The sequence below is a fragment of the Polymorphospora sp. NPDC051019 genome (assembly GCF_040683055.1).
Lineage (GTDB): Bacteria > Actinomycetota > Actinomycetes > Mycobacteriales > Micromonosporaceae > Polymorphospora > Polymorphospora lycopeni.
The window spans coordinates 39,411-57,403 of record NZ_JBFBCH010000007.1 but is presented as its reverse complement, the minus strand read 5'-3'; the positions used below and the strand labels follow the sequence as shown (position 1 = coordinate 57,403).

26 protein-coding genes are annotated in these 17,993 nt (G+C 69.2%); 6 read left to right on the top strand and 20 right to left on the bottom strand.

What is annotated here, in order from left to right:
- Position 1: 1 nt before the first annotated feature.
- From AB0M79_RS15090 to AB0M79_RS15005, 18 genes are all read right to left on the bottom strand, one after another.
- Positions 2–262 carry a helix-turn-helix domain-containing protein gene (locus tag AB0M79_RS15090; RefSeq protein ID WP_364213033.1) on the bottom strand — a complete coding sequence of 87 codons (261 nt, stop codon included), beginning with the start codon at positions 260–262 and terminating at the stop codon, positions 2–4.
- A 507-nt stretch (positions 263–769) separates the two neighbouring features.
- Positions 770–2,377, bottom strand: coding sequence for a YfjI family protein (locus AB0M79_RS15085; protein ID WP_364213030.1), 1,608 nt, complete (start codon positions 2,375–2,377; stop codon positions 770–772).
- A complete protein-coding gene (locus AB0M79_RS15080) occupies positions 2,374–3,147 on the bottom strand; it encodes a DUF6884 domain-containing protein (RefSeq protein ID WP_364213028.1) in 774 nt (257 codons plus the stop codon). The genes AB0M79_RS15085 and AB0M79_RS15080 overlap by 4 nt, the downstream gene beginning before the upstream one ends.
- Positions 3,144–4,301: a bifunctional DNA primase/polymerase gene (locus tag AB0M79_RS15075; RefSeq protein WP_364213026.1), complete on the bottom strand. Its 1,158-nt coding sequence runs from the start codon at positions 4,299–4,301 to the stop codon at positions 3,144–3,146. Before AB0M79_RS15075 ends, AB0M79_RS15080 begins: the two co-directional genes overlap by 4 nt.
- Before the next feature lie 4 nt (positions 4,302–4,305).
- Positions 4,306–4,593, bottom strand: a complete 288-nt coding sequence (locus AB0M79_RS15070; RefSeq protein WP_364213023.1) for a hypothetical protein — start codon at positions 4,591–4,593, stop codon at positions 4,306–4,308.
- The gene (locus tag AB0M79_RS15065; protein ID WP_364213020.1) at positions 4,590–4,865 is read right to left on the bottom strand and encodes a hypothetical protein; all 276 of its coding nucleotides are present in this window, start codon (positions 4,863–4,865) and stop codon (positions 4,590–4,592) included. Before AB0M79_RS15065 ends, AB0M79_RS15070 begins: the two co-directional genes overlap by 4 nt.
- Positions 4,866–5,001: 136 nt before the next feature.
- On the bottom strand, positions 5,002–7,176 hold the full coding sequence (locus tag AB0M79_RS15060) for a cell division protein FtsK (RefSeq protein WP_364213017.1): 2,175 nt from the start codon (positions 7,174–7,176) through the stop codon (positions 5,002–5,004).
- Positions 7,177–7,283: 107 nt separating this feature from the next.
- Positions 7,284–7,532, bottom strand: coding sequence for a hypothetical protein (locus tag AB0M79_RS15055; protein ID WP_364213014.1), 249 nt, complete (start codon positions 7,530–7,532; stop codon positions 7,284–7,286).
- 94 nt (positions 7,533–7,626) lie between these two features.
- Positions 7,627–7,800, bottom strand: coding sequence for a hypothetical protein (locus tag AB0M79_RS15050; RefSeq protein WP_364213011.1), 174 nt, complete (start codon positions 7,798–7,800; stop codon positions 7,627–7,629).
- Positions 7,801–7,813: 13 nt separating this feature from the next.
- Positions 7,814–7,981 (bottom strand): hypothetical protein, encoded by a 168-nt coding sequence (locus tag AB0M79_RS15045; RefSeq protein WP_364213008.1) that lies wholly within the window; start codon positions 7,979–7,981, stop codon positions 7,814–7,816.
- 100 nt (positions 7,982–8,081) lie between these two features.
- A complete protein-coding gene (locus AB0M79_RS15040) occupies positions 8,082–8,273 on the bottom strand; it encodes a hypothetical protein (protein ID WP_364213005.1) in 192 nt (63 codons plus the stop codon).
- Between the two features lie 93 nt (positions 8,274–8,366).
- Positions 8,367–8,828, bottom strand: a complete 462-nt coding sequence (locus AB0M79_RS15035; RefSeq protein WP_364213002.1) for a DUF3307 domain-containing protein — start codon at positions 8,826–8,828, stop codon at positions 8,367–8,369.
- 93 nt (positions 8,829–8,921) lie between these two features.
- Positions 8,922–9,113, bottom strand: coding sequence for a hypothetical protein (locus AB0M79_RS15030; RefSeq protein WP_364212999.1), 192 nt, complete (start codon positions 9,111–9,113; stop codon positions 8,922–8,924).
- Between the two features lie 19 nt (positions 9,114–9,132).
- Positions 9,133–9,942: an ABC transporter permease gene (locus AB0M79_RS15025; protein ID WP_364212996.1), complete on the bottom strand. Its 810-nt coding sequence runs from the start codon at positions 9,940–9,942 to the stop codon at positions 9,133–9,135.
- Positions 9,939–10,238 carry a hypothetical protein gene (locus AB0M79_RS15020; protein ID WP_364212993.1) on the bottom strand — a complete coding sequence of 100 codons (300 nt, stop codon included), beginning with the start codon at positions 10,236–10,238 and terminating at the stop codon, positions 9,939–9,941. The genes AB0M79_RS15025 and AB0M79_RS15020 overlap by 4 nt, the downstream gene beginning before the upstream one ends.
- A gap of 1 nt (position 10,239) precedes the next feature.
- Positions 10,240–10,731, bottom strand: coding sequence for a hypothetical protein (locus tag AB0M79_RS15015; RefSeq protein WP_364212990.1), 492 nt, complete (start codon positions 10,729–10,731; stop codon positions 10,240–10,242).
- The gene (locus AB0M79_RS15010; protein WP_364212987.1) at positions 10,731–11,096 is read right to left on the bottom strand and encodes an RRQRL motif-containing zinc-binding protein; all 366 of its coding nucleotides are present in this window, start codon (positions 11,094–11,096) and stop codon (positions 10,731–10,733) included. Before AB0M79_RS15010 ends, AB0M79_RS15015 begins: the two co-directional genes overlap by 1 nt.
- Positions 11,097–11,105: 9 nt before the next feature.
- Complete coding sequence (locus AB0M79_RS15005; protein ID WP_364212984.1) at positions 11,106–11,354, bottom strand: DUF6284 family protein; 249 nt, start codon at positions 11,352–11,354, stop codon at positions 11,106–11,108.
- A gap of 441 nt (positions 11,355–11,795) precedes the next feature.
- On the opposite strand from AB0M79_RS15005, the gene AB0M79_RS15000 reads away from it, so the two are divergent.
- From AB0M79_RS15000 to AB0M79_RS14985, 4 genes are all read left to right on the top strand, one after another.
- On the top strand, positions 11,796–12,662 hold the full coding sequence (locus AB0M79_RS15000; protein ID WP_364212981.1) for a winged helix-turn-helix domain-containing protein: 867 nt from the start codon (positions 11,796–11,798) through the stop codon (positions 12,660–12,662).
- On the top strand, positions 12,659–13,354 hold the full coding sequence (locus tag AB0M79_RS14995) for an HAD family phosphatase (protein WP_364212978.1): 696 nt from the start codon (positions 12,659–12,661) through the stop codon (positions 13,352–13,354). Before AB0M79_RS15000 ends, AB0M79_RS14995 begins: the two co-directional genes overlap by 4 nt.
- Positions 13,355–13,443: 89 nt before the next feature.
- Positions 13,444–14,052, top strand: a complete 609-nt coding sequence (locus AB0M79_RS14990; RefSeq protein WP_364212975.1) for a DUF4365 domain-containing protein — start codon at positions 13,444–13,446, stop codon at positions 14,050–14,052.
- A gap of 1 nt (position 14,053) precedes the next feature.
- Complete coding sequence (locus AB0M79_RS14985) at positions 14,054–15,181, top strand: hypothetical protein (RefSeq protein ID WP_364212972.1); 1,128 nt, start codon at positions 14,054–14,056, stop codon at positions 15,179–15,181.
- A gap of 475 nt (positions 15,182–15,656) precedes the next feature.
- Here the strand turns inward: AB0M79_RS14985 and AB0M79_RS14980 are convergent, their stop codons facing one another.
- Positions 15,657–16,160, bottom strand: coding sequence for a hypothetical protein (locus tag AB0M79_RS14980; RefSeq protein WP_364212969.1), 504 nt, complete (start codon positions 16,158–16,160; stop codon positions 15,657–15,659).
- A 67-nt stretch (positions 16,161–16,227) separates the two neighbouring features.
- On the opposite strand from AB0M79_RS14980, the gene AB0M79_RS14975 reads away from it, so the two are divergent.
- Positions 16,228–16,503 (top strand): e9imm peptide, encoded by a 276-nt coding sequence (locus AB0M79_RS14975; protein WP_364212966.1) that lies wholly within the window; start codon positions 16,228–16,230, stop codon positions 16,501–16,503.
- Between the two features lie 29 nt (positions 16,504–16,532).
- Here AB0M79_RS14975 and AB0M79_RS14970 read toward each other — a convergent pair whose 3' ends face one another.
- Positions 16,533–17,084, bottom strand: a complete 552-nt coding sequence (locus tag AB0M79_RS14970) for a phosphoribosyltransferase family protein (protein WP_364212963.1) — start codon at positions 17,082–17,084, stop codon at positions 16,533–16,535.
- A 159-nt stretch (positions 17,085–17,243) separates the two neighbouring features.
- On the opposite strand from AB0M79_RS14970, the gene AB0M79_RS14965 reads away from it, so the two are divergent.
- Positions 17,244–17,990, top strand: a complete 747-nt coding sequence (locus AB0M79_RS14965; RefSeq protein WP_364212960.1) for a septal ring lytic transglycosylase RlpA family protein — start codon at positions 17,244–17,246, stop codon at positions 17,988–17,990.
- The last annotated feature ends 3 nt before the right edge of the window (positions 17,991–17,993 follow it).

The following is a 17,993-nucleotide window of genomic DNA, read 5'->3' as shown; positions in this document are numbered from 1 at the left end:
ATCAGGCAACACTCCTCAGTTCGCGCCATACCGTCTCGGCGGTCATGGGTTCCACACGGCTCGCCTGCACGAATGCGGCAAGGTCGGCAGGATCGAAGCGGATTGAGCGACCAAGGCGATGAAACGCGATCCGACGTTCGGCAACCGCCCGGCGGAGGTAGCGCACGCTCATCTTGATTCGGTCGGCGGCCTCTTCGATGGTCAGAAGCTCCGTGGGCAGCGCAGGTACCGGCGCGGGCTTGCCGGTGACTCGCTTAGCCATTGATGCCCTCCTTCGGGGTGGCGTGGAGGTAGATGCGCTGCCAACATCGGGCAGCGGCGGTCGGGGTAGGGCCGGCTGACCTGGTGGACGTGGAGCACTCGGGCAAGGGCATCGAGCGCAGCGGCTGTTTCAGTGGGTGTTCCGTGCAGCCTGATTCGCACGGTGAGGCCCTTTCGGTCGATGTGGGTCACTTGTGGAGGAACGGGGAGGTATCACCGCAGAACGGCTTAGAGCGGCCCCTGAAAGCGCCGTAGACGCAAGATCTCGGGCGTCCGAGTGTGTTGGTATGCGCCGATCCGTCTGTATGGCTCTCAGAGGGCCGGTTCGGCTGTCGGTCGAGGCGTGCCGCACCCGGGGCGGGGGCCGGGGGCGGTGACACGGTGACAGCGGGGCGGTTGGTCGGGTGTTTGTGCTGGTCGGGTGGGGTTTCGGGCTGTCACCGGGTGGTGGTGACAGGTGGTGACAGCGGTGACAGCCGGCTGACCTGTCACCGCTGTCACCGGGCTGTCACCGGGGGGTGGTGACAGGGGTTCGGGTGGTGTGAGCTGCGGAAACGTGGCCGGCGGGTGGGGTTGTCACCGTGTCACCGCTGTCACCGGCCCCGGCGAGGTCGGCGGCGCGGGGGTGGATCTCGTAGCCGCCGGTGTCGGTGGTGCGGATCCAGCCGTGGGCGGTGAGCACGTCCAGGACGGCGGCGACGTCGGCGGCGCGTGGGAGTTGCCGGTGGCAGCGGCGGTGCAGTTCTCGGCGGGTGAAGGTGGTGATGCCCTTGGCGGTGATGGTGGCCAGGACGCGGCGGGCGGTTTCGGTGGTGGCGTCGGCGGTGATGGTGGCGGCGGCGGCTCGGTAGTGGGCGGCGAAGAACTCGGCGAGCCTTACGGCGTCGGCCATGCGGTCGGCGTCGATGGGGCGTCGCCAGGCGTCCTGCGGGTGGTGGGCGACGTGGAGCAGTCCGGCCAGTCGCAGGGTGGCGCCCGCGAGTTTGTTGCCCCATTCCCGCATGTCGTGGAGGCTGCCGCCGGGCCGTAGCTGCGCTTCGACGTGTTCGGCGGCGGCCCGCCGTACCTGGCCGGCCTCGGGGGTGAGGGTGACCACAGCGGGGTCTTCCCATTCGGCGAAGGTGGCGGCCAGGTCGTGAACGTGGCGCCGGTAGCCGACCGCTACCTGCTCCGGGACGGGCGGGGTGTCGACGGGCCGGTAGCCGGCCATCGACGCGGGTAGCGCGAACAGGAACCGGGCCGGCAGGCCACGCCCGGCGAGGCCGGCGTTGCCGCCGAACTGCCGCAGGACGACCGGTTGCGCCATCACGCACACGGTCAGGGCGGGCTTGTCAATCGAGGCGCCTTCGCGGGTCTGCCGTTCGTTACTCATCGGCTGCCCCGCGTGCCCCTTCAGGTAGGGGTCGAGGTTGGGGGTGCCGGAGTAGCGGCCGGCGAGGGTGTCGAAGATCCCGCCCTCATCCGAGATGATCGCCATGCGTCCGCCGTTGGCGGCCATGAGTCCGATGAGGGCTTCGGGGGTGGCGTCGTCCACGATCAGGCGGGGCAGGGTCGGCACGGTGATGGACTCGGCGGCGATGGCGGCGGCGACGGCCTCGGCCGCCGCGTCGTCGCGTTTGGTCGGGTCGGTGGCCTTGGCGGCTTGGGCTTTGGCCTGCTCTGCCTGCCGGTCGGCGATGTCGCGTAGTGCGGCGGCCTCGGCGATCCTCGGTCGCATCGCCTCGGACAGCGTGGACTGTGCCGCGAACAGCGGCGCGGTCATCGCCCGATGAACGGGGCTCTTGCGTTCACCGGGGCCGGCGATGACGGCGGTGAAGATGTTCGTCGGTTCCCGCCACCCGGCGACCGGTTCGACTTCCAGCCGGCCGCCTGCGCAGGCGGACAGGACGGCGACGGCGAGGGTGCCGGCCATGGCGGGGTCGGTGGCGGTGAACCGGGCGACCCCGGCCGCCATGTCGCCGAGCCAGGCGGGGAACACGTCGAGTGGGAACGGCGGGGTCGCGGTGGCTGCCCCGGTCAGGGGCACTGGAACATCCCACAGCGGGCCGCCGTTGGCCGGCTGGTCGGCGGGTTGCGGCTGGTCGGTGGGGACGAGGTGGAGGCGGGCGGGTGTCATGCGGCACGTCCTTCCGGGTGCGGGGTGGTCGGGAGGTGTCGGGTGACAACCGGGGTTGTCGGCGTGCGCGCCAGCTCGGCGAGCATGGCCATTTGTTCGGGCATGCCGCGTGTGCCGTCGAGTGGTCGGGCGGCGTGTGGCCATACGGCGGTAACGGGGTCGGCGTAGTCGCGGCCGGCGAGCACGGTCACGCTGTCGGCGACGTCGATGCCCATCCGGCGGGCCTGTGCGCGCAGCGTGGGCACGGTGACCGCGCCGGGTTGGTTCATGCGCAGGTCGTAGGGGTCGATGACGGTGTTCGGGTTGAGTAGCCCGTATCGGGCGGACAGGATGAGCAGCCGGCCGCCGATCCGGTCGGCCGCGCGGCGGCAGGCGCGGTGGTAGCTGCCGGTGTACATGTCGGCGGCCGGGGCCGGGTGGTCGAGTTTGGCGCTGCCGCAGGGCACGATCACCAGCGCTTCACGGCGACCGGTCACAGTGCGGTGTAAGCGGGTGTTGACGGGGTCGGCGTATGCCTTGCTGGCCGCTTGCCGAGTAATGCCCAGCGCCCGGCCCACGTCGGCGTACGACCAGCCGTTGACAAGGACCAGGTCGACGGCGAGCCACTCGCGGGCCTCTCGGCAGGCTGCTTCCAGCCCGGCGAGCGCGGCCAGCACATCCGATGGTGTGCGGGCGGTGGTGACGGCGGCGGCTTGCTCGGCGAGGTAGTCGGCCGCCGGGTGGAGCTGCGGCGCGCGGCGACAACCGTGGTTGTCACCGGGGCCGGTCACGCGGCCACCTGCCGAGGGCGGGCGGCGCCGGCCTTGAACCCTGACGCGATGGTCCGCAGCACCGCCGCCTGCCGCAGCCCGGCCGCCGCCCCCGCGTGTTCCAGCGCAGTAGATGCCTCATCGGCGGACAGCGCGCCGCCCGCGACCAGTTGTCCGAGGGCCACCGACGCCCGGTACAGGTTGTCGTTGTGGTGGTCCGGGGCGCTGGTCACCCGGGCGCACTCCCGGTCGACGGCGGTGCGGACGTAGGCACGTTCCCGGCCGCCGGGCAGGTCGACCACGACCGGCCGTTGTGGTGGCAGTGGTGCGGGGGCGAGCAGGTCGGCGAGCCATGCGTGCAGCGGGGCGGGGTCGGTGTCCTGTTCGACGGTGTAGGGGCGGCCGGCGACGGTCGAGCCGGCGGCGACGACGTAGCCACCGGCGGCGCGGGTGTCGACCATCGAGCCGAGGGTGCCGGCGGTGTTTCGCAGTGCCGGCCCGGTCTTGGGGTGGCGGTAGTACAGGTGGGTACCGCCCCGCCCGGTCCGCACGGTGAACGTCGGCTCGACGGTGCCGCCGTGGGTGGCGGCCAGGTCGGTGAGGGTGTCCATTCCGGTCGGGCCGTCGGTGCCGTCCTTGGGAACGTCCAGGTCGATCACGACCAGGCGGGACGGGCCGCAGGCGACGCCGATGCCGTAGGGGCGGGCGGTCCATGCCCGGCGGATGCGGTCGGGGTCGGTGGTGGCACGCGGTTCCCAACCAAGGTGCCGGCCGGCGGCGCGGCATCGCGGGTCGCGGCCGTTGCAGTCGTCGGCGGCGTGGTCGGGGAACGCGGGCCGCTTGTCGTCGGGGCGAAGCGGGAAGACGTGCCAGCCGCGCCCGGCGTGGGCCAGGGCGGCGGTCAATAGCGGGTTGTCCGACATGGAGCGTGTCCTCTCCTGAGCAGCGGGTGAGGTGTCGGCGGGCACGGAAGGCGGCGCGGGCAGCGAATGCTCGTGTTGCCGCTGGTAGGACTCACGGGTACAGGCGGCGCAGTCACGGCGGTCCAGGCGGACGGGCCGACCGCTTAGGCTGTCGTCGGCGGCGAGCAGCCGTCCGCAGACGTGCGGGTACGGTTCGGCGTCGCTCACCGGGCGGCGAAGGATCTTGCTCGCGCCGAGCCAGAGCGCGGCCACCGGCTCACCGCCCCGGACGGGGGCGGCCGGCGATGGCGGCGCGGGTGACCAGCGTTCGCAGGTCGCCGAGCAGCGTGCCCAACTGCCGGCGGGCGGTCGGCTCGACCGGGGCGAGCGCGATCCGCAGGCGAACGTCGGCGTACTCGCCGCCGCCGTCGACCAGGACGCGGGTGAGGACGGCCCGGCCGTGGCCGGGTAGGTCCACCACGATTTCCTCGGCCCGGTGCTCGCCGAGGTTGCAGCGGTGATCGCGGGCGCACCAGTCGGTGTGTCGCCGGCGTCGGCGTCTCATCGGTGGTCCGCGTTGTCGTGTAGTTCGCGGATGTTGTTGGCGATGCGGCGGCCGGTACGCAGGCGCCGGCCGTTGCCGTCGCAGGTGCGGCAGAGCCGGGCGGTGCGGCCGATCAGGGTGCGGCGGTGGCCGGTGCCGTGGCAGCGACGGCACGCCGTGAACGGCCGAAGCCAGCACACCAGCCCGTAACCGACGGTAACGATCACGGCGGCGGCGACGAGTAGGCCGATCGGGGTACCTGCGGTGGTTGCGGTTGCGGCGTAGGAAGGCATGGAAGGGCCTCCTGAGGCTGTTTTCGGGCGTGGAGGGCTGGCGGCGCGACCCGCGACCGGTGGTTGTCTGGGCTGACCAGGCCGGTCGCGGGTCGGGTCGCGTTGACGCGACCGGTCGCGGGCGGGCCGCGACCGTTCAGGCGGCCTTGCGGCGGCCGATCGCGGTGTCGATGTCGTCGGCCTTGGCTCCCTTGAGGGCCTTGCCGGCGCGCTTGACGTCTACGCTGCGTACACCGAACGCGCGGACCTGAGCCGAGATCGACTCGGCCGTGGTGTCGGCGTACGCCTCGGGCAACCGGCCGGCGAGCCGGGCGGCGATGTCCTCCCACTGAAGGCCGCGTTCGCCGGCCTCGAACACCGACCGGACATCGGCGAGCACGTCCCGCGCTTCCCGGGCGATGTCCTCCCCGGCGGCCATGCCGGACAGGGTGCCGGCAGCCTCGCGCAGCTTGCGGGCGGCGGTCAGGATCTTCTCCGCGTCGTCGGCGTCGGCGAGGTAGGTCCGCACGGTCGGGGTGGCGTCCGAGGCGCCGCGCAGGATGCCGACCCCCTTGTAGGACGGCAGCAGGGTGGAGCTGTCGTAGCCTTCGGAGTTCGCCCCGGCACCGAGTACCAGGTCGGACACGTTCCACGAGCCGGTACGCAGGGAGAACCTGACCTGGTGGTTGTCGCGGAAGCTGATGAACTGGGTAGCGACCTGACCGCCACCAACCCCGGACGGCCGCTGCGTCGCGTCCACGAAGATGACCCCGGCGGCCGGGGCGACCTTGACCAGGTACACCAGCAACGACGCGATCTCCTTGGAGATCTCCCCGAGGTCGAAGTACTCCTGGAACTCGTCCAGCACGACCAGCCGTACCGGCATCCGGTACTTCGGGTCACGGGCGATCTCGCGGGTGAGCTTGCCCTCGGGGCAGACGTCGACCGGCAGCTTCGACAGCCGTTCGTACCGGTCCTGCACGTCGGCCTTGATCTCGCGTAGGGCTTCCAGCACGATTTCGGCGGGGTCGCCGTCACGGGTCATGGCCAGGCCGAACGCGTACCGGTCGGCGACCAGCGCGAACTTGCGCCAGTCCGGCTTACCGCCACCGTCGAGCACAGTGAGCTTCACGTACGGGTCAAGCGCGGCATACAGAGCGAGGGCGCGGGCGGCGAACGTCTTGCCCTGCCTCGGTTGCGCGCCGATCAGGATGCTGTTCCACATCAGGTCGACGGCGACCTTGTTGCCACGCTCGTCCAGCCCGAACGGCGCCGGCTGCCAGATGTCCGTGGCCTTGCACCGCAGCAGCGGCGTACGGCCCGCCCCTTGGGCGAGGGGGTCGCGGTCGGCTACCCACAGCGTGTGCCGCCGGTGGCTCGACGGGTCGCGGGTGATGAACACCTGCGACACCGCCACATCGAGGCCGGAAGCGATGGCTCCGCGTGCCTTCACGGCGTCGTCGAACGTCTTGCCGTACGGCAGGTCGATCGACACCTGCGACCCCGTACCCGACGCGTCACGCGCCATCGTGGAACCGAAACTGACCTGCTGGTGTGCCTTGTCCGGGTGGCCGAGGCCGGCGGCGTAGTAGGCGCGCAGGATGATGTCCGGGTTGACCCGCCGGAACCGGCCCGACACCACCGCCGGGGTGATGATCGGCCGATCGGCCGGGCGTCCGATGTGCGCCAGCCAGCCGACCGCGGCCCCGATGGCGGCGGTGGTCGCCCACCAGGGGGCGGCGGCCCACAGCAGCGGCCCTGCCACCCCGACGGTGACCGCCTCTACCACCAACACGAGGCCGCGCCATGCGCGGGTGGCCTTCACCTCACGGTGCAGTCGCAGCCACGTCTGCGGGTCGTTGTCGTCGGCGGCCTTCTGCCGTAGCCCGTACTGCTCCGACACCCACCACCAGCGCACCTGCCGCCCGGCCAGCCGGACCGCGCCGACCGTGGCCCAGAACCCGGCCAGAACCGCGTACCGGGGTGAGCGGATCGCGTGGTAGCCGGCCCGGTACGCGGCCAGCCCGGCCGCCTCACGCACGGTGGCCTTGATGTTGACCCAGTTCGCCAACTGCGACGGGATGATCGGCCGCCGCCCGTTCGGCCCGGCCGCAGGGGGCGCGTCGACCAGGGCGCCGCCGGGCTGCGGCGCCTCGTCCAACGTTACGTCGAAGTGCGTCTGACCGGCCGGGCCGGTCTTGGTCAGGCGGGGGCCGCGCCGGTCGCGGGCCGCGTCCAGGTCGACCACCTCGGCGTCGACCACCACGCCGTCGATCGTGCGGCCGTCGAAGCTGTCGGCCGGTCGGGTGCTGTTGTCGTCGGGGAACGTCATGATGGGTGTTCCTCCACCTCATAGGGGTTGGTTGGGGCCGGCGGCACGGCCGGGTTTGCGAGGCCGTAGGCCGTGCCGCCGGGGCGGGAAAGAGGGGGCTGGTACTGCTACTGCGCCTTGACGGCCGTCCGGCCTGCCCTGGTGGGCTTGTACTGCCAGCTGCGGCCAGCCACTTCCTGGTACAGCAGTCCGTCACAGACCAGGTCGCGCAGCAGGCCCGACAGGGCCGGCGACTTCCACACCGGGTGTAGGACGATGCCGAACCGGTCGGCCAGATGCCGCTCGGTGCGGTCGCCGGCCACGATGGCTGCCAGGACGGCGTTACGGGTCAGGTGCTTCCCGGCGGGTGAGAGCATGGGAGTTCCTTCCCGAGGTCTTTGGCTGAGGGGATTGGGGCCGGCGGCACGGCACGGTTTCTCAGGCCCTTTTGGGCCGTGCCGCCGGGCGTGGCTACTTACGGGTTGGGCGGGTGTCGGGTCGGTTCTGGCCGGTGGGGCGGTGTTCGGATCGGTTCCAGGTCCGGCCGGCGGCGATGTAGTCGGTGAACGGGGTCTTGGGGAATCCCTTGAACACGTCGGTGGTGGAGATCTTTCGCGCGGCGGACCGGCGCGGCGTGTGACTCATCGGGGGTCGCCGCTCAGACCTTGCGCATCCAGGCGTTCCGCTCGCCCTGGCGGGCGTAGTCGTTGACGGCGTCGCGGGCGTGCGGGCCGCACATCCGCTGTCCGGTGTCGTAGGTGCTGATGACGATTCCGTAGGTGGCGGGCTTGTCGCAGCCGCGTACGTGCTGGCAGGTGCCGTTCACGTCTTGCTCCTTCTGGGCTGGAGTTTCTTGACGGGTCGCCGGTTGGCGGCCTCTGCTGGACACCCGGCCCAGGTTCGGGCCGGGTGCCGTACACAGGCCGTCAGAACGTCTGGTGAAGGCCGCCGTTCACCACGCCGCCGCGAATCTCGATGCCACCTCCGGGCGCGGCGTGGGTGGTGTGGCCACAGACGCCGCAGGTAGCGCGTCGGCCGTCACGGTCCTGCCTGATGAGGCTCCACCGGTCGGTGTTGCCGCAGGACTCGCAGGTCAGGGTGCTCGTGCCCTTGCCCATTGGTGCTCTCCTCTGGTCGAGCGGTCCGGTCCGTTCGGGCCGCCTCCGCGCGGGCACCCCGGGCGCCGGTGCCGGGGTGCCCCACGGGGGCGGTCAGGCGGCGATGACCAGAGCGGCGACGAACAGGAAGAACAGGTGGAACGACTGGTCAAGCGCGTACGCGCCGGTCCCCAAGCTGGGGTTGTCGTCGCGGCCCGGACGCGGGGTGCCGAGGGCGTAGAACCGGGCCGAGCCGAGCAGTTCGGCGAGCTTGCGTAGCGGGGTGCGGCGGTCGGCGATGTAGTGCGACACGGCCGACACCGCGAGTCCGACCGCGACCGGCAACGCGTCCAGCCGTAGCCCGGTCACGGCCGCCAGGGCGAGCAGGGCCAGGCCGGCGGTCAGGGTGTAGGTGGCGACGTGCGCGGCGCAGGCGAGCCGGCCGGGCCAGCCGGGGCGGCCCTTGCAGTCGGCCTGGTGCTGGGTCTGTACCCAGTGGTCGGCGACCTGGTGAGCGACGTAGAGAGCGGCGAACACGGCGGCGAACGTGGCCGGGGCGTCGGCGGGTGAGAGCATGGAGGTTCCTTCCCGAGGTCGGTTGGCTGAGGGGATTGGGGCCGGCGGCACGGCACGGGTTTCCAGGCCATTGGGCCGTGCCGCCGGGCGGGGTCAGTTGTTACCGGCGTCGTACCAGCGGCCTCGGGTCTTGCCGCCGAGGTCCTTGATGTCGCGGCCGTCGCGGTCGGTCAGGGGCTTGGCCGACTTGCGCAGGTCTTTGATGCTCTGCGCGGTCGAGACGGCGCTCATGTACTCGGGGTTGGTGACGTCGTGACCTCGGGCGCTGCGGCGAGAGATGCCCATCGTTTGGGGTCCTTTCCGATCAGGCGTCGGTGTCGGTGGTGTGGAGCAGATGAGCGAGGGCGGCGCCCATGCCGAGCACGGCTACCGGGAGGCAGGCGACGGCGGTGGTGATCCACCAGGGGGCGGCGGTCATGCCGGCGGCGGTCATCAGGTGGTAGGCGACCTGCCCACCCGCGCCGACGATCAGCGAGCCGAGCGCGGACCACTTGGCGAACCGGCGAGCCTTGCCCGGCGCCCGACCGGACAGCCAGACCCACATGGCGAAAGCCGCGTACGTCTCGACGCCGATCGGAAGCGTGATCGCCGTGTTCAGGCTCAGGTCGTCCCAGATGCCCGGCAGCGGGTTCACGACACCGAACCCGGCGAGTTCGCCGAGTTCGACCCAGCCGGACCAGATGGCCACGAACGCGGGCAGGGCCAGCAGCAGCACCGGCCACGCCACCGGCCGACGCGTCTTGGCGGGCGGGTTGTCGGACTCGACGGCGGTGATGTTGGAGCCCGGGTGTCCGTCAACCGCCACCAGCGGCGACGCCTCGGCGACCGTGGTCGGTTCGGGGAGGGTCGGGTTCGGTACGACCGACGCGGTGGACTCGGGTACGGCCGGGGTCGGCGCCGGGTCCGGGCCGATCGGTTCCGGGTAGTCGTAGACCGGCCCGGTGGGCTTGGCGGTCAGTCGCTCGATCAGCGCGGTGGCCTTCGGGGCGCCGATCTTGAGTTCCTTCATGAGGGTGTTGCGGGGCGGGGTCTTGCCGAGTCGGGCGGCGAGGGCCTTCGCCTCAGGCAACAGGTCTTCGACCGGGCGCGGGTGAACGCTTGCGGGGGCGGTCATCGGGTGTCCTCCGTCCTTTCATAGGCGGCGGGGGTGGGGTTGGGATCGATCCATGCCTGACCACGGGGCGGGGGCCAGTCGGAGCCGGTGCCGCACCGCTTGACCGGCGGTGCCTCGGACCGAACCACCCGACCGATGCGCCGAAAGATCACGTCGAACGCGTCGGCGCAGGCCGGGCAGGCGTAGATGGTGTGGGCGGCGTACTGGTAACCGAGCAGGCCACGCTGGTACGCCTCCACCTGGATATCGGCCGGCAGTCCGCAGCCCGGCAACAACCGGCGGCGGGTGTCGGCCATGTCAGTTGTCCTCCGTCCACTCGTAGGCGGCGGTGTCGGCCAGGGTGTAGATCAGGCTGCTGAGCAGGGTCTGCGCGGTGGCGGCCATGTGCGTGAGGTCGCTGGTCGCGTTCGGCGGCAGCTTGTCCGCCATGGCCTTGCGGCTGATGGCCAGTGCGGTCACCGCGTCGGTCAGCGGCAGACCGGCCGGACCGAAGTTCGTCAGCCAGCCGTCGAGAACCGTCAGCGCCATGGCGTAGGCGGTGGCGTTCGCGTGGGCGGTCAGGTGCGCGGTGCGGTTGGTGTGCTCGGCGCGGTCGGCGTCGCTCAGGCAGCGGTGACCGGCGTCGGCCCACGCCCGCCGCAGTTCGCGGGGCGAGTAGATCCGGCGGCCGTTGATGGTCAGCGAACCGGTGTAGGTGACGATCACGCCGTGACGGTCCTGGTTGATGCTGCTGTTACCGGTCGCGATGAACGAGACACCGGTCAGGGACGGGGTTCGCAGGGTGGGCACTACTGATCTCCTTCAGCACAGTCAAGGCACTCCCCGAGGCTGCGGGGGATGAAGTACCAGCGGACGTTTCCGCAGGTGGAGCAGGTACGGCGGGCCAACAGCGCCTTGTCGATCGCGGCGCGTTGGGCGGGGGTGGCCGTGCGCTTGGGGCGGGCCAGGTCGACCCGGTAGAGGTAGGCGACGCGGTCACCGCCGACACCGCGCCACATGACCTGCGCGGCGATCGGCTGACCACCGGGCCGCAGTCCGGCGGCGCGCAGTTGGCGGCGGGTGGCGTAGCCGGGCGGGGCACCCCGCCACCAGAAGGTGGGGAGGCCGTAACGGGCGCCGGTCGGGTCGTGGAACGCGGCGCGGGTCCGAGCCACGACCAGCGCCTAGGCGGCGAGACGGATCGGCTTGACCGGGCTACCGATCGCGGCGGCGGCCCGGATGACGCGGGCCTCGGCGCGACGCAGTCGACGCCAGTCCAGCGCGGTGGGGCCGCCGTGGTCGGCGGCGCAGATGAGGGTGATCTCGGCGTCGAGCAGGTCGAGTTCGGCAGCGATCAGCGGCCACTCCGACTCGATCGCGGCCAGGTCGGCGGCGGTCGGCTCGACGGAGACGGGAACGAGGTGCTTCCTCACGGGAAACCTCCGGTACAGGTCGATGCAGCGGGGGAACCCTCGGGGGCGGGCGGGTGACGCAACCCGGCCGGCGGCGATGCGTCCCGGCGGTGGATGCGTCACACCGCCCGTTCTCGAGGTCGTGCAGCACGCGCTGTCCGCTCCGCTCGCCCCGCTCGCCCGGGACCTACCGGGGTCGACCACCAGGTGGCTCAATGCAGGGATGCCGCTCGGCGGCCTCACGCGCACTTGTTCCTGTCGCTGTGGAGTTGATCAATGAACAACCGGGTCCGGCGGTGCGGGCGTACGGCACGCGAGTACCGCCGTTCCCCGACCATCCGGCCGACTTGTCTCACCTGGCTAGTCAGGTGAGATGTCTCGACCGTAGGTTGGCCTGGCTAGTCAGGTCAAGATGTTTGAGGAAACTTTCCCAACTTGGCTAGTCAGCGCTACGGTGAGTGGGTGAGCGAGAACCTTGACTTCCTCGGTCAGCTAGACCCAGACGATCCGAAACAGGCGTCGCAGCAGATTGCGAACAAGCTGCGGGCGGCCATCCTCACGCGCCGCCTTGCCCCCGGCGACAAGCTGCCATCGCAACCCGACCTTGCCTCGCGCTACGGCGTGGCTCGGGAAACTGTCAAGCGAGCCTTGGACCTGCTCCGCTCAGAGCGTCTGATCGTATCCCGGCAGGGAAGCGGTGCGTTCGTTCGCGCGCAGACGCAACGGCCGGTCGAGCTGCGTCCACACATCGAAGCCGCGTTCGAGCGGCCCCACGTGACCATCGACTTTGCCGGCTTCTCCGGCGAGACGCTGCGGGATGCGCTCGCCGAAGCGCTCGACAAGGTGCGCGTTGGACGGCTTGCGCCGGAAACGATCGTCGTGCGAGTGCTGATCTCCGACATGACCGTGCCGATGGCGCTGCCGTCGCGCGCCGAGACACAGGCCGACGATCCCGCCGTACGCGAACGTGCAGAGCGGATCGCCCGCCGGGCAGCGGACGGCATCATCGATCAGGTCGCCGAACTCGGCGACCTCGGCCTGATCCGGTCTACCGCCGTGGAGGTGCGGATGCACCGTGCATCCCCTCTATTCAAGCTCTACATCCTCAACAGCGAAGAGGTCTTCTACGGCTTCTACCCCGTCATCGAGCGCACGGTCTCGATCAAGGGTGAGCCTATGGCGATCTACGATCTGATGGGCAAGGACGTTCCGCTGTTCCACTACGCAGTGACCGATGACGACACCTCGCACGGAACGCAATTCGTGGAGGCGTCCCGCCAATGGTTCGACTCGGTGTGGTCGACCATCGCCTACCGGTACGACGGATGACCGCCGACCTGGGCCGGCTGCTCGCCGAGGTCGACGCCGTGCTGCTGGACTTCGACGGCCCGGTGTGCAGCATCTTTGCTGGGTACCCAGCGCCGCAGGTCGCCGCCGAGCTGGTCGACGTTCTGCGGCGGCGGGGCATTGACGTGCCGCCGAACCTTGCCAGCGAGCCGGATCCACTTGAGGTGCTTCGCCGCACTGGCGCGAGCGGCGACCAGGGCGTTACGAGGGTGGTGGAAGACGCACTCTGCGCAGCCGAGCGTCGGGCTGTCGAGACCGCCCAACCCACGCCGTACGGCCGAGAGGTCATCGTTGCGGCCCGACAGGCCGGGATGTCAGTGGCTGTTGTTAGCAACAACGCTGCCGACGCCGTCACTGCCTACTTGGCGGCACATCGGCTTGCCGAATACGTGTCGCCGGTGGTTGGCCGAGCGTACGCCGAACCGGCTCGCATGAAGCCCAACCCCGATCCGATCCTGCAAGCGGTGCATGTCCTCGGCGAGCCGCCGAGCCGGTGCGTTCTAGTCGGTGACTCGCTGTCGGACATCGAGGGAGGTCGGGCCGCAGGGGTGCCGGTGGTTGCCTACGCGAACCGGCCGTCCAAGACGGAGGCGTTTCGGATCGCTGGGGCAGACGTGGTTATCACCAGTATGGGCACGATAGCCAGCGCGCTCGTTGACCGGGATGTTAGGTGACAAGTTTCCGTCATAGCCCTACTGGCCCAACCGTTCTGACCTGCAACTTCAGGGGCGCAAGTATCGTGCGGTCCAACTAGGATCGGCACATGGGCGACCGGGGCATCCTTACCGTAGCCAAGGGTCTACCCTCGGCAATCGATGTGTCGGATGATGAATCAATGTCCGTCACCGAAGGTATCCCAGGTGAGGCGGTCCCTGCCCGGAGTGTCGGGCGTCTCCCGCTTAACGCCTGTAAGGCACGATATGGCGTGGCATACGTCCGAACAGTCTGTAGTCAGGCGGGAGTCGGCTTCTCGGAGACGGCTCCCGACGAGGACTATCTCGCCGTGGATGGGCTTGTGTCGCTGCCGGTTGCGGCAGTATCCGTCCAGATCAAGTGCTCTTCGCAGTTCAAAATCAGGGGCCGCTCGGCAACGTGGCCGGCCGAGGTCGAGTGGCGCGAGAAGTGGCAGGAGTCTTTGCTGCCTGTCTACTTCGTCTTGGTTGTGCTCGATGTAGACGATCGTGCTGATTGGCTACATCACGACGATACGGGAACACTGCACCGCGCGGCCGGTTTTTGGACTAGAGTTGATCAGCAAGCGGGTTCAGGAAACATCAATGTGCCGAAGAATCAGCGGCTTACGTCCGAAACAATGGATGTGTGGGCTAAAGACGTCTTCGGGTGCTTTGCGCCAGTCGAGGGGGTGCGGTGACATGGCCGCCAAAGCATCTGTTCCCGACCTTCGGGACGTGCAGCTGTACATGCGGCATAAGGGCTGGCATGAGTATCCCCCGGGTGTGGCTGGAAGCTTATGGGCCAAAGGTGACTTTCAAATTGGCGTACCGCACCGCAGTGATCAGGTAGAAATTGTTCTCGGTGTGGTCGAGCGGTTGGCTAGGTCGGAAGAGTTAGCTACCCGAAAAATGCTGGATCGAATTCGCTACTTCCGCTTTGATATCACGAGGTTGCGCGCCGCAAACGACTTCAAGATCACGGACTCCATTCCTTTGGAGGCTGCTGCAACGATTACCTCCTCGGCCAGAGTGATGCTCCGATCGTCTGGGACCACCTCTCTTCGAGAGCGCGGAGAGATCGGTAACAACTATTCACGCCGAGGCGATAAAGTCGTTGAAAATGCCCGGATGGGGCACACTGAGAATGGTTCCTTCATTATTCCCGTGCTTGTCGAGCTGCCTGAGGTTCAGGAGCCGGAGGATGTTCAAGAGCCTCTAGTGACTGTGGAGCGTAGTGCGCCGGAGCCCTTCGAGCGTCGGGTGATGCGTACCTTTGCGCAGTCGATCGAGGCTATCCAGCGCCTGATTGTTGAACCTGCTCGAGAGCCGCAGATTGACACGCTCATAGCGATCGTGGAGCGGGGGGTGAGTCGAGAATTTTGTTCTGCGCTGAGTAGGGTTCTTTCTGAGGATGCGGTGGGTGAATTTGAAACGCAGTTTAGTTGGGCGGAGGCTGTAAAGCACTCTCAAACTCTGCCGCATTCCGTTTCTATTGATGCGGACGCTCATGAGCTGATTGAGAGAACGGCGGAAAAACTCCGCGTGAACAAGGTCGAGCCCCAGCAGACCTTCTCTGGGAAGATTGTGGAGCTTAGGCACAGCATCGGAGACGCGTGGGGGTGGATCAAGGTCTCCACTATCCGCAATGGTCGGTATAGCGAGGTTGCCGTCCGCCTACCTTTCGAGCACTACGCCGAGGCCGTTTCCTGGCACAGGGACGCTCGTCCCGTTCTGGTGGAAGGCCAGGTCCAAAGTGGCGTAAACCGTCCCCTCACCGTGAGAATGCCCAAACGCTGCCACCCAGTAGATGAAACGTTCCTGCACTAATCGGACGCCCTCTCGGCGACCCGGGCTACGACAACCACCTGAGATCGGTGCGCAGCGGCGGCTGCGACCCGGGAAGTCAGGCGGCAAATCGATGGCAAAGGTCAGGCGCGGCCGGACGTTACTGCAGGTGGGAGCGGTTCAGGCGGTGGTCTTGAAAACCGGCAGGGCAGCGGTGCCGGGCCATTGGCGGGCCATTACCCCTGTTCAGCGGAGGCCACTCCAGGCCACTCAACGTCTCGCTGAGCTAGCCGCAACACCGGTCATCGGTGGATCTTGTACGGTTCCCAAGCTGACAGTGCGGGTTCGATTCCCGTCACCCGCTCCACAGAGAAGCCCAGGCTCGGATGATTTCCGACCTGGGCTTCACTCATGTGGACCGCTTTTTCTGCTAGTCAGGCCCGCTACGTGCCCGATTTCGGCTCTCCTCGATCTGGGTCGCTGTGCCCTTTGCGTCGCCGCACTACGCGTGCCGGGTCTAGTCAGGCATCTGCGCTGCCTGGATCGTGCTCCACGGGACGGGCAACTCGGAGGGCAAGAGCCGTGTGGGGTCGGTTGCTCCCACGAAGAAGGCGAGGGCGCTGGGATCATGGTTCTCCTGGTCGTCTTCCTGCCAACCGACGGCCATCGCGACGACATAGTCCGGCAACCCACCCGACTCGATGATGAAGACCCTGTTGTGGGCGGCCGACCGGCCGGTCTCGCGCAGGATGTGCTCGTCTTCCTCGACGGTGGCGCACCGCAACACGAGGCCGTCGTAGTGCATCCGCGTCTTCATCGCATCGACCGGTTTGAACAGAATATCGATACGGGATTGTCTGTACCTGTCATGAGACGCCTGTTCTGCACGCAGGAGCAGTTGGCTGTGGCTCAGAGCGTAAGCCCAGACCACGAAGCGACGTTCCGACCGGAACAGTTCCTTGCCCGGTGCGAATTGATGATCCTGTTTTAGCCACGCTCTTGACTGCATGCGGGCCAGCATTACAGCGCGCATGGGGGCTCTGGCAAGCGATTGGGCTACGGATGCCAAGACGTCTCCCGTGCCGGCGATGGTTGAGGTCAGACTGGAGACAGGTGACGACGGGCGGAGCGGCATGGGCGAGGGACTGACCCGGGATCAGGCGGTCATGCTGGTGGAACGGATCATGAACGGGGAGTATGCGGACGACGAGGAACTGGACCGCTGGCTCGACCGGCTCGCCCGCGATCTCGTCTGCCCCGGCGTCGCCGACCTGATCTTCTGGCCGCCCACGCCCTTGTCGGCGGCCGAGGTTGTCGACCGGGCCCTGGCCTACCAGCCCATCCGGACGCAACCTCCACAGTGATCAGAGGCCGCTGCCCAGGGCGATGATGGTCAGCCGTCGAGGTGGTGAGCCTGGAGGAGGGTGCGTAGGCCGAGATCGCGGGCGAGTTCGGTCGGGCAGTCGGCCACGATGGCGGCCGTACCGATGAGCGTGGCGCCGCGCCGGTCGACGATCTCGTGGATGGCGCGTACCTGGGCTCCGGTGGCCACCCAGTCGTCGACGACGAGCACCCGGTCGGCGCGGCCCAGGTGCCGGTCGCGTACGCCGAGACGCAGCGTCCGGTCGCGGTAGTCCGGTGGGGTGTGTGCCCAGGTCACCGGCTCGGCCACCTGTCGGCCCTCGGCCTGTTTGACGGCGGGTAGGAAGCCGGCCCCGACGGCGGTGGCGACGAGTGGCCCGACGAGGTATCCGGTGACCTCGGGCGAGATGATCACGGTTGGCCGGTCGGCGGGGAAGAGGGCGGCGAGCGCCGGGCCGATTCCGGCCAGGATCTCGGGGTCGTGCCACCAGCCGGACATGTCGCTGACCAGGTGGGTGCTGTGCGGGCCGGGGTCGAGCCACCGGAATCCGGTGACCAGGCGTTTCCTCAGGTCAGCGTGCACGTCACCATCCTGCCGAGCCGGGGGGCCGCCCGGGTCGGACGTTCGGACAGACGTTTCACCACAAAGCAGGGCCAAAGCCAATGATCATATTGACTTCGGATGTGCCGGTCTGGCTACGGTTCGCGGCGTACGAGATCTGCGTTTGGGGAGGTCAGCGGCGTGGCGGGACGGCATTCGCGGAAACCCGACCGGCGACCGTGGATCGCGGGAGCGGCGATCCTGGCGGGCGTCCTGCTGGTCGGTGGCGGGATCGCCGGCGTACGGCAGGTGACCGGCCCGGCCACGCCGACGGCGGTCGACGTACCGGCGCCGTTCCGGGCGCCCGCGCCGGCCGACGCGCCGATGCCGGGCAGCGGCTCTCCGCTCGCCGTACCCACACCGCCCGGGACGCGGACCACCGACCCGGCCCCGACCACCGCCCCGCCGACCACCGTGGTCCCGGCCCCCGCTCCGACGACCGCGGCCCCCGGGACCACGACCCGGGCATCGGAGTCGACCCGGCCCCCGGCGCCCAGGACCTCGACAGCTCCGGCGCCGAGTCGGTCGCCCGCGCGGCCCTCGTCCAACAGCCCGCGACCGACGCCGTCGGCCACCCGGCCCGCTGCTGACGACAAGGTCACGGACAGCGGATCGTGCGGTGCCTCGTTCTACGCCGAGGGGCAACTCACGGCCAACGGCGAGCAGTTCGATCCGGACGCCCTCACCGCCGCCCACCGGACCTGGGCGTTCGGCACCCGGGTACGGGTGACCAACCCGGCCACCGGCGCATCCGTCGTCGTACGGATCAACGATCGTGGGCCGTTCGTCGAGGGGCGCTGCATCGATCTGTCGCGGGCGGCGTTCGGTGCGATCGCGCCGCTGGAACAGGGCGAGGTCGAGGTCCGGTACGAGGTTCTGGCCGGCTGAACC